This is a genomic window from Nocardiopsis salina YIM 90010 (genome assembly GCF_000341025.1).
GTDB lineage: Bacteria > Actinomycetota > Actinomycetes > Streptosporangiales > Streptosporangiaceae > Nocardiopsis > Nocardiopsis salina.
Window position 1 is genome coordinate 1 of sequence record NZ_ANBF01000036.1, and the last position, 10,879, is coordinate 10,879.

The following is a 10,879-nucleotide window of genomic DNA, read 5'->3' on the forward strand; positions in this document are numbered from 1 at the left end:
GCCGAGGTCACCACCGCCCAGGCGCGGCCCCGGGCCTCCATCTCCGTCAGCAGGTCCACGGCGCCCGGCATCGCACGCACGGTCGCGTCGTGTGCGGCCTCGTGGGCCTCGATGCGCTCGGCCTCCTCGGCCCGGTCCAGGTGGGGAGCCACGACCTCGACCAGATCGCGGTCGGTGCGTCCGTGCGCGTGCTCTAGGACGGCCGCCGGGTCCAGGCCCCGCTCCCGCGACCAGGCCGTCAGCCCCTCGCGGATGCTGGAACCCGAGTCGACCAGCACTCCGTCCATGTCGAACAGAACTGCCGCGTCGCCGTACTCGCCCACACGGCCTCCCCTCTCCGGTGCGGCCCTCACGCGGGCCTCAGCGGTCGCGGCGGCGCTCCATCGTGACCGTGTCCCGCCAGGTGCCGTGGTGCTCGCCGACGCGCTCCAGCACCCCGAGCGTACGGAACCCCGCCGAGCGGTGCAGAGCCAGGCTCGCGCGGTTCTCCGGGAAGATCGACGTGCGCAGGGTCCACAGCCCGCCCCGGTCGGCCTCCTCCACCTGGTGCCGCAACAGCGCCCGGGCCACACCGCGCCCGCGGGCCTTCTCCGACACGTACACCGACGTCTCGGCCACGCCCGAGTACACAGGACGCCCCGACGTCGGCGCCGCCGCGGCCCACCCGGCCACCTCGCCGTCCACGTCGGCCACCCACCGGTGCCCGCGAAGCCACTTCGCGTCCAGGGACCCGGCGTCCGGAACCGCGGTCTCGAATGTCGCGTCGCCGGTGGCGATGCCCTCGGCGTAGATCTGCCGCACCCGTTCGAGGTCCTCCGGCTCCATCGCGCGCAGGAGCACGGCCGCGGGCACCGGCGCGGGCGGGGCGCCCACCGGAACGTCCAACAGCCCGAGCACCGCGTCCACCGGGTTCGGGACTGACCGCCGCCCCCCGCGTGCCGCGCGCACCACGCCGCCGTCGCTCTCCACCAGCCCGGCCGAGGCGAGCACCTCCACGTGCCCCGACACGGAACCGGGGGCTGCCCCCGACACCTCTGCGAGCTCGCCAGGGGGCATCCCGCCGGGCTCCGCGGCCAGGGTGTGCAGGATCCGGAGCCGGTCGGCGTCTGCCAGCACGGCGAACCGTGCGGCGTGGTCGTCGGCCGCCCCGGGTGACAGCGCGGCGGCAGGTGTCTTCGCAGGCATCCGCTCATTCTGGCCGATCGCCCCGCACCCCCACACCCGCCGCACGTGTGGCAACGCCCACGATCGTTCCGAACCGTCCCAGAACCCCGGAATCCACACAGACCGCCGGGCGTTGTCCGGTGACGGGGAGCACTGCAGTGCCGCCGTCCGGCGCGAGTGCCCCCGGCCCGAGACCCAGGTGACAAGGAGCCGACCATGGCGCGCATCCTGTTCGTGATGACCGGTGCGAAACACTGGACACTCGACGACGGGACCCAGCACCCCACGGGTTTCTGGGCGGAGGAGTTCGTCTCCCCGTACCAGGTGTTCGTCGACGCCGGGCACGAGGTCGCCGTGGCCACCCCCGGCGGCGTGGTGCCCACCGTCGACCGCGCGAGCCTGGAGCCGGACGTCAACGGGGGTGAGGAGAACGCCGACGCCTTCGAGCGGGCCGTCGAGGAGAACCCGGTCCTGAAGGCGCCCCTGCGCCTGGAGGACGTCGACCCCTCCGAGTACTCCGCCGTCTTCTACCCCGGCGGCCACGGCCCGATGGAGGACCTCGCCGACAACGCCGACTCCGCGCGGGTGCTGACCCACACGGTGGACACCGAAACCCCGCTGGGCGTGCTCTGCCACGCCCCCGCCGCCCTCCTCGCCGCACGCCGCGAGGACGGCAGCCACGTCTTCTCCGGGTACCGCCTGACCTCCTTCACCAACGAGGAGGAGAAGCAGGTCGGGCTCGCCGACAAGGCCGCCTGGCTGCTCCAGGACCGTCTGGAGGGCATCGGGGCCGACTTCACCGCCGGCGACCCCTGGCAGCCGCACGTGGTCCACGACCGCAGCCTCTACACCGGCCAGAACCCGGCCTCCTCGACCGCGCTCGCGGCCGAGGTGAGCCGAGCCCTGACCTGATGATCGGATCGGGGCGACCCGGACCGGGACACACCACTGCCGCACCGGGTCTCCCCGCCTGTCCTCAGCAGAACCCATGCACGACACGGAAAGGCCCACCATGCCCACTTCCCGGGAGGTCCACCTCGTCGCACGTCCGGTCGGTGAACCGGACCCCACCGACTTCTCCCTCGTGGAGACCTCGGTCGACGAGCCCGGGCCCGGCCAGGTCCTGGTCCGCAACGACTGGATCTCGGTCGACCCGTACATGCGCGGGCGCATGAACGACGCCAAGTCCTACGTGCCGCCGTTCCAGCTGGGCGAGCCGATGGAGGGCGGCGCCGTCGGCACCGTCGTCTCCTCGGGCTCCGACGACCTGCCTGTGGGCACCACGGTGTCCCACTTCGCCGGGTGGCGCGAGTACGCGCTCCTGCCGGAGAAGGCCGTGCGCCCGGTCGACACCTCGCTGGCCCCGGCCCAGTCCTACCTGGGTGCGCTCGGCATGGTCGGCCTGACCGCCTACGCCGGACTCACCGAGGTCGCGGAGGTACGTGAGGGCGACACCGTCTTCGTCTCCGGTGCGGCCGGTGCGGTCGGCAGCATCTCCGGCCAGATCGCCCGTCAGCTCGGCGCGGAGCGGGTCGTCGGTTCGGCCGGCGGACCGGAGAAGAAGCGCCGCCTCGTGGAGGAGTTCGGCTTCGACGCGGCCATCGACTACCGCGAGGGCAACCTCACCAAGCAGCTTGCCGCCGCCGCACCCGACGGTGTCGACGTCTACTTCGACAACGTCGGCGGCGACCACCTCCAGGCCGCCCTGAACGTCATGAACGAGTTCGGGCGCGTGGCCCTGTGCGGGCAGATCGCGGCCTACAACGCGACCGAGCCCGTCCCCGGCCCGAACAACATGTTCCTCGCGGTCGGCAAGCGCCTGAACCTGCGCGGTTTCATCGTCGGCGACCACAACCACCTCGCCGGGGAATACGCCCGGCGGGCCGCCGGTTGGATCGCCGAGGGCAAGCTCCACACCGAGGAGACCGTCGTGGACGGCATCGACAACTCCGTCCAGGCGTTCCTCGACATGATGCGCGGCGCCAACACCGGCAAGATGCTGGTGCGCCTCGCGCAGAAGTAAGACAGGGAAAGGCATCCATTGCAGCACGTCACGCTGAACAACGGTCTCCGTATGCCGCAGCTGGGCTTCGGCGTCTGGCAGGTGGCCGACGACGAGGCGCAGGCCTCCGTCGCGGCCGCGTTGGAGGCCGGGTACCGCAGCATCGACACCGCCAAGGTGTACGACAACGAGCGCGGCACCGGGCGGGCCATCGCCGAGTCCGGCCTGGCCCGTGAGGACGTCTTCCTCACCACCAAGCTGTGGAACAACGAGCAGGGCTACGACGAGGCCCTGCGCGCCTTCGACGCGAGCCTCGAGCGCCTGGGTACCGAATACGTCGACCTCTTCCTGATCCACTGGCCCGTGCCGGAGCAGGACAAGTACGTCGACTCCTGGCGGGCCCTGGAGCGCATCTACGCCGACGGCCGCGCCAAGGCGATCGGTGTCTCCAACTTCACCGAGCAGACCCTCGACAAGCTCCTGCAGGAGGCCGGGGTCGTCCCCGTCCTCAACCAGATCGAGCTGCACCCCCACTTCAACCAGGCGGCGATGCGCAAGGCCAACGCCGAGCGCAAGCTGCTCACCGAGGCCTGGAGTCCGCTGGGCCAGGGCAAGGGACTGCTCGACGACGAGATCCTGCAGGGCATCGGTGCCAAGCACGGCAAGACCGCAGCGCAGGTCGTCCTGCGCTGGCACCTGCAGCTCGGCAACGTCGTGATCCCCAAGTCCGTGACCCCGTCGCGGATCAAGGAGAACATCGACGTGTTCGACTTCGAGCTCGACGCCGAGGACATCGACCGCATCAACGCGCTGGACAACGGTGGCCGTATCGGTCCCGACCCGGCCGAGATGAACTTCCTGGGCTGACCGTCCGGAGGGTTCCGGCCGGCCGGGGTGCCCACATCCCCGGCCGGCCCCGAGGGGGCGTTCCACCACCGCCGTGTGCGGCCGGGGAACGCCTCCCTTTCCCTTACCCGTGCCCGCCGTACGCGACGGCGGCCCGGATGCCGACGCCACGGCGCCCGATGGCCGGAAACGGACGGGTGTCCGCACACCTGGAACAGGGCGGAAACGCCCATCGCGGGACACGTCGCCGCGGGTATTCATCGGGTGTCCGCCCCGGTCGGCGAAGGCGCCGCACAGGGCTCGAACCCGAAGTGGCGACCGGCCGTGGGGAGGCGTACAGTCCTCTCTTGGTGCGCCGGGAAACAAGGACGGCGATCACCGACGTCTGCCTACGCGAAAAGCCGGATCCATGACCGTCGTCCCCCTTCGTGCCGCGCGTGTCTACCGCTCGGAGAACGCCGAGCGGTCCGTGCACGCGTGGTGCCACAGAGCTCTGAGCCAGTGGCCCGAACTCGTGCCCCTCCCTCCTGTCGAGACCCGGTTGGGGAGCACACAGGCCTTCGGCGCCGCCGGTGGTCCCGGGACCCCGGTGATCGTGCTCTCCGGGACCAACTTCAATGCCGCGACGACCGTGCCGGCCGCTCGGGTGCTGGCCGAGGACCGGCCCGTGCACCTGGTCGACCTGCCCGGACAGCCCGGTCTGAGTTGCAGTCGGCGCACCGCGGGCGGCCGTATCGAGTCCTACGGCGCCTGGTTGGACGAACTCCTCCCGCAGATCACCGACCGACCCGTGATCCTCCTCGGGCACTCCCGCGGAGCCGCCATAACTCTCGCGGCCACGCCCTCGCCGCTCGTGGCGGGGGGGGCACTGGTCAACCCCGCGGGGCTGACCGCGGCCGGCCTCACGTCGGAGTCGATGCGGGCGACCCTGCCGTGGATGATCCACCCGAACGAACACACCAGCGGACGCCTGGTTGAGTTCCTCAGCGGGCCGGGCACCGACCCCGGGTGCGAGGCCTGCACGACCGAGGCGGAGTGGCTCACCCTCGTGGCGCGCCACTGCCGTACCGGTTCCACCCCGAGCCCGCTGCACGCGGAGTCGTTCCGGGCCTGGGCCGGGCAGCACGTCGTGGTGGCCACCGGCTCGCACGACCCGTTCTTCTCCCCCGCCCGACTGCACGGACCGGCCCGCCGATTCCTCGACACCGGGGTCCACGTCATCGAGGATGCCGGTCACCTGTCCCTCTACGAGCGGCCCGATCGGGTGGCCGAGCTCCTGCGGGGGTTCGACGCCTGAGCTGCGGGCGGCGCCTCCCCGCCGCCCTCGTGCCCCTCCCGACCGGCCGTGCGGGAGACCTCGGCCGGCCTGCCACCAGAGGGCGCCGGGTCGACCGGAAGGACGAGCCCGCTCCGGCCGATCGGAGGACGCGTCCACCCCCGCCCGGCTCCTACCGTGGGACCGCACCCGGCCGAAGCGGCCACCCCGCCGTATCGGCGCCCCCGGCGACCCCACAGGAGGAGCGAGCATGTCACGTCCCGAGCCGCAGCGGGTCAGCGGCCTTGCCCTGTCGGAGCGCTCCCTGGCGCCCGACCTGGCGCGGGGGTTCATGCTGCTCGTCATCTCCGTGGTGCACGCCGTCCTGTTCCGCACGATGGCCACCGGCGAACAGCTGCCCTACACCCTCGAGAGCACCGCCGACACCTTCAGTGTCTTCGTGGTGACCGTGTTGGCCGAGGCGCGCGGGTACCCCATGTTCGCGCTCCTGTTCGGCTACGGCCTCGCCTGGGTCCACCTGCGCCGCACCGAGGAGGGGCACCCCTGGCCGTGGGTGCGCTCCCTCGTGCGTCGGCGCGGGCGGTGGATGATCCTCATCGGTTTCCTGCACACCCTGTTGCTCTTCTCCGGCGACATCATCGCGGTCTACGGGCTCATCGCGGTCGCATCGGCCGGGCTCCTGCACGTGAGCGACCGACGCCTGCTCGCCCACGGATTCGGATGGTTGGCGGTCGGCAGCCTGGTCTACACGGTGATCACCACCGGGAGCGCCATGGCCGTGGAGACCGAGGAGGCCATGCCGGTCGCCGGGGACCCTCTCACCGACATGGCCGTGCGCGGGGCCGGGTGGCCGGTCATGCTCGTCATGGTCCCGGTGTCGGTCCTGCCCTTCACCGTCGGGATCTGGGCCGCGCGCCGGCGCCTGCTGGAGGAACCAGGGCGCCACTGGCACCTGCTCACCCGGGTCGCCGGGTACGGGGTCCCCACGGCCGTGCTCGGCGGGGCCCCCTACGCCCTCTACGTCACCGAGCTCTGGCAGCCCGCCGCGCCCGTGGTACTGGGGGCGGCCTGGTTGCACCTGGTCACCGGCTACCTCGGCGGGTTCGGATACGCGGCGCTCATCGCCCTGGTGGCGCTGCGGATCGGGCAGCGGCGCGGGCCGGTGGTGACCGCACTGGTGGCCACCGGGCAGCGTTCCATGACCTGTTACGTGCTGCAGTCACTCGCCTGGCTGGTGCTTTTCATGCCCTACACGCTCGACCTGGCCCGGATGAGCGACACCGCCGCTGTGCTGGCCGGGGCGGGTGTGTGGCTGGCCACCGTCGCGCTCGCCGACCTCATGCGCAGGGCCGGGATGCGCGGGCCGTTGGAGAGCCTGCTGCGCGACCGCACCTACGCCGGGGTGCGCCGCGCCGAACCCGTGTGAGCCCGGGCCCGTGCGGCCATGGAGAAACGCGTGGTCCGGCCCGCGGAGATTCTGCGATGATGCACCGATGAGCAGCTCCGACAGCGACGACACCCGCTTCCTCACCGACCTTTCGGACCGCCTGTACGCCCTGCCCGGCGTAGAGGCGGTCACCCTCGGCGGTTCCCGGGGCGAGGGGAACCACCGTCCGGACAGCGACTGGGACCTGGCCGTGTACTACCGCGACGGGTTCGCCCCCCAGGTCCTGCGCGACGTGGGATGGGACGGCGAGGTCTCCGACATCGGCGAGTGGGGCGGGGTCTTCAACGGTGGCGCGTGGCTGCGTGTGGACGGGCGCCCGGTCGACGTGCACTACCGTGACCTCGGAGCCGTCGAGCACGAGGTCGCCGAGGCGGAACAGGGCAGGTTCCGCGTCGAGCCCCTCATGTTCCATCTCGCCGGGATCCCCACCTACCTGCTGCTCGCCGAACTGGCCCTGGGCCGGGTGCTGCACGGGGACCTGCCCCGGCCCGAATACCCGGAAGCACTGCGCGAGCGGGCCCCGGGGGTGTGGAAGGGCTTCGCTGCCGCCAACCTCTCCTACGCCGAACACAACCACGCTCCGTACGGGCGGGTCACCCAGTGCACCGGGCTGCTCGCCCAGGCCGCGGCGCAGGCCGCACACGGGATCCTGGCTTCACGGGGGGAGTGGGTCACCAACGACAAGACCCTCCTGGCCAAGGCGGGCCTGGAGGAGATGGACCTGATCATCGCCGGGGCGACCGGCGACCCCGACGACCTGCGCGCCGCCGTGGCCCAGGCCAACCGGCTCGTCGCGACGTCCTGACCACGGGAGAGCCGGTTCGCCGGGCCCGGGCCTGCGGCCCGCACCCGGACCGGTCACTCGCGGGGGTTGCGGCTCAGGAAGTCGTCCGCGATCTCGTCGAAGGTCACCCAGCGCACCCCCTGGTGGCTGCTGATGTACTCGATGAGCCGCTCGTGCATGAGCAGGTTCTGCGGCCGCCCCGACACGTCCGGGTGCACCGTCATCGGGAACACCGCCTGGTCGTACTCGCGGTACACCCAGTCGAACTGGTCCCGCCACTGCCGCTCGAGGTCGCGCGGACTGACGTACCCGTGGCTGTTGGGGTTGGCCTTGATGAACATCATCGGGGGCAGGTCGTCGACCTCCCACGAGGCGGGGATCTCCACCAGGTCCGACTCCTCGCCGCGCACCAGCGGGTGCATCCAGTCGCCGGCCGGGCGGTCGTAGTCGATCTTGGTCCACCGGTCGCCGACACGCACGTAGTAGCACTGGAAGTCGTGGTGCATCAGCGAGTGGTCGTACTTGAAGCCCCGGGTGACGAGCAGCTGATTCGTGACGTCGGAGAACTCCCACCACGGCGCCACGTAGCCGGTCGGCTGCCGCCCGGTGCGCTGCTCGATGAGCGCGATGCAGTGGTCGAGGACGTCCGCCTCCTGCTGCGCGCTCATAGCGATCGGGTTCTCGTGGCTGTACCCGTGCACGCCGATCTCGTGGCCCGCGCGGAAACAGGCCTCGAACTGCTCAGGGAACGTCTCGACGGAATGCCCGGGCCAGAACCAGGTCGCGGTGATGTCCGCGCGCCGGAACAGTTCCAGCATGCGGGGCACGCCGACCTCGCCGGCGAACATCCCGCGGGAGATGTCGCAGGGGGAGTCCTCGCCCCCGTAGGAACCCAACCACCCGCCGACGGCGTCGACGTCCACGCCGTACGCCACCAGGATCTCCTTGGCCATGCTCTCCACCCACTCCGGTCGACGCTCGGTGGTCGCGTGCATCATGGCCCCGGTTCCACGGGCGTTCAAGGACCGAAACGGTCCCGTCCGTCGTCGGCCGCGGCCGGGGCCGTTCTCGGCGGTCCCGGTCTCACCCCCGGCCGGAGACCGCACCCACGGACGCGAGCCACCGGCCGCAGAGCTCCCCCACCCCGTCCCGGGAGTCCGCGTGCGTGAGGGCGGCCGCCAGAAGCAGACGCGCCTGCCACGGTGAGAGATCGCCCATCACCACCGCGCCCGCGCGCACGAGCTCCGCGCCGCCGTCCGCGTACAGGCCCGACACCGGGCCCGCGCCGACCCGGCTGGCCAGACCGACCGGGACGCCCGATCCCAGCAGCTCCACGCACGCCCGAGTGGTGTCCGGCGTCGTGTTGCCCGCCCCGAACCCGGACAGGACCAGCCCGCGCGCGCCCGCCGCCACCGATGTGCGAACACCTGTGGCGTCGGCTCCCAGGTACTGGGGGACGACGTCGACGCGCGGCGGTTCCACGTCCGGGCTCAGCAGGACCGGGACCTCCGGGGCAGTGGCGTGCACCCGCACCCCGTCGGCGTCCACGGAGGCCACGGACGCGCGGCCGGGGGCACGGAACGCGTCCAGACCCAGCGTGTGCACCTTGCGCGCGCCGACCGCGGGGACCACCTTCCCGTCGAAGACCACGCCGACCCCGGTACCCGTCGCGCGGGGGTCACCCACCCAGCGCAGGGCCGAGGCGAGGTTGCGGGGGCCGTCCGGGGCGGGATCGTCGAAGGGGCGCTGCGCCCCGGTGAAGGCCACGGGGACGGGGGAGTCGTGGGTGAGCGCGACGAGGAAGGCGGCCTCCTCCATCGTGTCGGTGCCGTGTGTGACCACGACGCCGTCCGACTCGCGCGCCGCCGTGCGGACGGCCCGCGCCAGGGCGAGGACGTCACCGATGCTCTCGGCGAAGCTCACCATGCGGTGGACGTCGCGGGCCTGCACGCGCACGCCGCCCGAGCCCCACACGCGCTCCGCCGCCGCGAGGAGGTCGTCCGCGCCGACCGCGACCGACAACCCCTGCTCGCCCGCGGTCGTGGCGATGGTGCCGCCGGTGCTCAACAGGGTCAGGGTGCGCATGGGACCTCCAGGTGGGGCGGTGCGGGAACCCCAGCATCCTCCGTGTCCCGCAGATCCTGGTCAAGCAATGCTCTCGGAGCCCCGGTGCGGACATCGATTGCGCGGCGGATGCGGGGAGCCAGGTGGTCGACCTGCGCTCCGAACGCCTGCACACGGCCTTCTGCGGCATCGGCGCCGTGTACTTCCTGCGCAAGGTCGTGTGGATGGTGCCGGACTTCACTTTCGACGCCCACCGCGGGCGCTGCGCGACATGCACGGGCACGTCGAACGCGAGGGCTCTTCCACCGCCACGACCGAACGCTTGCTCATCGAGGCCCGCAGACGCCGGTGACCCGGACGGCAGCTCCTCCGTGCTGTGCACGGGTCGGATGGTCGGGTCACGCTCGATCGTGGTCACGGTGCAGTCACCGCGCGCCCACCCTGACCTGGGTCCGTCTCAGCTCTCGCGGCGGGAGGTCACGGACCCTGGGTCCACGGGGAGTACCGCTCGTGCCTCATCTCCGTGCTCGGTCGGTCCCCTGCGGCCCGGTGTACGTCGGTCCCAGAGGGACCGGCGTACGAGCGCAACGCCTTTTCCTGCGACGGCGCGGTCCGGAGTGCGGACGGTGGCCCCGGACCGCGCCGTTCCCACACAGGGCTCAGGCCTTGCCCTCCACGCGCTGGACCACCTCGTAGCCCCAAAGCTCACTACCGGTCGCGGCGGGCTTGGGCTTCTCTCCGCCGTCGTGCGGGGACTCCCCGCCGTTCTGGTCGTTGCTGCCCTGCTGGTGGCCGCGCTGGAAGTCCTGGCTGTTCATCCAGTTCTGGAAGTCCTCCTCGGACCGCCACCGCGTGTAGACCAGGTACTTGTCGTTGCCCTCGACCGGACGCAGGAGCTGGAACTCCTCGAACCCGGGCTGCGACTCCACGTGGCCCGCACGCTTGGCGAAGCGGTCCTCCAGCGTGGACCCGGCACCCTCGGGCACGGTCAGGACGTTGAACTTGACGACGCTCATCGGCGTCACCTCCACGGTCGGCTACGGCTCTTTCGCACCAACCTAGATTGTCGATGGGGTCCGTGACTCAGGGGTGGGGTCTGAGGTGTGGGGGGGTGTCGAGGTGTGGTGAGTGTGGCCGGGTGTGTGGGGGTGTGGTCGTTGGGTTCGGCTGGTGGGTGTTCTGGAATTGCCTCGGGCGGCCGGGGTGCTTCGAGGTGGGTGTTCTGTGGTGTTGCCTCGGGTGTGGTGGCTCGTCGGGGGCGGGATCGTAGCCCTTGTCCTCGCCGGTCTTCTCGCG

11 protein-coding genes are annotated in these 10,879 nt (G+C 71.8%); 6 read left to right on the forward strand and 5 right to left on the reverse strand.

The window, feature by feature from the left end; translation table 11 throughout:
• The coding region (locus D474_RS0104165; RefSeq protein WP_017612343.1) for an HAD hydrolase-like protein at window positions 1–323 on the reverse strand (323 nt) is incomplete at its 3' end.
• Window positions 324–360: 37 nt separating this feature from the next.
• The gene (locus tag D474_RS0104170; RefSeq protein WP_017612344.1) at window positions 361–1,185 is read right to left on the reverse strand and encodes a GNAT family N-acetyltransferase; all 825 of its coding nucleotides are present in this window, start codon (window positions 1,183–1,185) and stop codon (window positions 361–363) included.
• A gap of 195 nt (window positions 1,186–1,380) precedes the next feature.
• Here D474_RS0104170 and D474_RS0104180 point away from each other — a divergent pair, with 195 nt between their 5' ends.
• The 6 genes from D474_RS0104180 to D474_RS0104205 all read left to right on the forward strand — a co-directional run bounded on the left by D474_RS0104180 (window position 1,381) and on the right by D474_RS0104205 (window position 7,540).
• Window positions 1,381–2,076 (forward strand): type 1 glutamine amidotransferase domain-containing protein, encoded by a 696-nt coding sequence (locus D474_RS0104180; protein WP_017612345.1) that lies wholly within the window; start codon window positions 1,381–1,383, stop codon window positions 2,074–2,076.
• A 100-nt stretch (window positions 2,077–2,176) separates the two neighbouring features.
• A complete protein-coding gene (locus D474_RS0104185) occupies window positions 2,177–3,187 on the forward strand; it encodes an NADP-dependent oxidoreductase (protein ID WP_017612346.1) in 1,011 nt (336 codons plus the stop codon).
• 18 nt (window positions 3,188–3,205) lie between these two features.
• The gene (locus D474_RS0104190; protein WP_017612347.1) at window positions 3,206–4,033 is read left to right on the forward strand and encodes an aldo/keto reductase; all 828 of its coding nucleotides are present in this window, start codon (window positions 3,206–3,208) and stop codon (window positions 4,031–4,033) included.
• Window positions 4,034–4,421: 388 nt separating this feature from the next.
• Window positions 4,422–5,309, forward strand: a complete 888-nt coding sequence (locus tag D474_RS0104195; protein WP_017612348.1) for an alpha/beta fold hydrolase — start codon at window positions 4,422–4,424, stop codon at window positions 5,307–5,309.
• A 229-nt stretch (window positions 5,310–5,538) separates the two neighbouring features.
• Window positions 5,539–6,714 carry a DUF418 domain-containing protein gene (locus tag D474_RS0104200; RefSeq protein ID WP_017612349.1) on the forward strand — a complete coding sequence of 392 codons (1,176 nt, stop codon included), beginning with the start codon at window positions 5,539–5,541 and terminating at the stop codon, window positions 6,712–6,714.
• A 67-nt stretch (window positions 6,715–6,781) separates the two neighbouring features.
• Window positions 6,782–7,540, forward strand: a complete 759-nt coding sequence (locus D474_RS0104205; RefSeq protein WP_017612350.1) for a nucleotidyltransferase domain-containing protein — start codon at window positions 6,782–6,784, stop codon at window positions 7,538–7,540.
• A 53-nt stretch (window positions 7,541–7,593) separates the two neighbouring features.
• On the opposite strand, the gene D474_RS0104210 is transcribed toward D474_RS0104205, so the two are convergent.
• The 3 genes from D474_RS0104210 to D474_RS0104220 all read right to left on the reverse strand — a co-directional run bounded on the left by D474_RS0104210 (window position 7,594) and on the right by D474_RS0104220 (window position 10,599).
• Entirely contained in the window at window positions 7,594–8,517 is a 924-nt protein-coding gene (locus D474_RS0104210; protein WP_017612351.1) for a polysaccharide deacetylase family protein, read from the reverse strand.
• Between the two features lie 85 nt (window positions 8,518–8,602).
• Window positions 8,603–9,604: an asparaginase gene (locus tag D474_RS0104215; protein ID WP_017612352.1), complete on the reverse strand. Its 1,002-nt coding sequence runs from the start codon at window positions 9,602–9,604 to the stop codon at window positions 8,603–8,605.
• 638 nt (window positions 9,605–10,242) lie between these two features.
• Window positions 10,243–10,599 (reverse strand): antibiotic biosynthesis monooxygenase family protein, encoded by a 357-nt coding sequence (locus D474_RS0104220; RefSeq protein WP_017612353.1) that lies wholly within the window; start codon window positions 10,597–10,599, stop codon window positions 10,243–10,245.
• Between the last annotated feature and the right edge of the window lie 280 nt (window positions 10,600–10,879).

Bases quoted from the DNA above. Each gene is read 5' to 3' on its own strand.
- D474_RS0104220 (WP_017612353.1), bottom strand. From the start codon at position 10,599: ATGAGCGTCGTCAAGTTCAACGTCCTGACCGTGCCCGAGGGTGCCGGG.
- D474_RS0104170 (WP_017612344.1), bottom strand. From the start codon at position 1,185: ATGCCTGCGAAGACACCTGCCGCCGCGCTGTCACCCGGGGCGGCCGAC.
- D474_RS0104210 (WP_017612351.1), bottom strand. From the start codon at position 8,517: ATGATGCACGCGACCACCGAGCGTCGACCGGAGTGGGTGGAGAGCATG.
- D474_RS0104205 (WP_017612350.1), top strand. From the start codon at position 6,782: ATGAGCAGCTCCGACAGCGACGACACCCGCTTCCTCACCGACCTTTCG.
- D474_RS0104215 (WP_017612352.1), bottom strand. From the start codon at position 9,604: ATGCGCACCCTGACCCTGTTGAGCACCGGCGGCACCATCGCCACGACC.
- D474_RS0104195 (WP_017612348.1), top strand. From the start codon at position 4,422: ATGACCGTCGTCCCCCTTCGTGCCGCGCGTGTCTACCGCTCGGAGAAC.
- D474_RS0104200 (WP_017612349.1), top strand. From the start codon at position 5,539: ATGTCACGTCCCGAGCCGCAGCGGGTCAGCGGCCTTGCCCTGTCGGAG.
- D474_RS0104185 (WP_017612346.1), top strand. From the start codon at position 2,177: ATGCCCACTTCCCGGGAGGTCCACCTCGTCGCACGTCCGGTCGGTGAA.
- D474_RS0104180 (WP_017612345.1), top strand. From the start codon at position 1,381: ATGGCGCGCATCCTGTTCGTGATGACCGGTGCGAAACACTGGACACTC.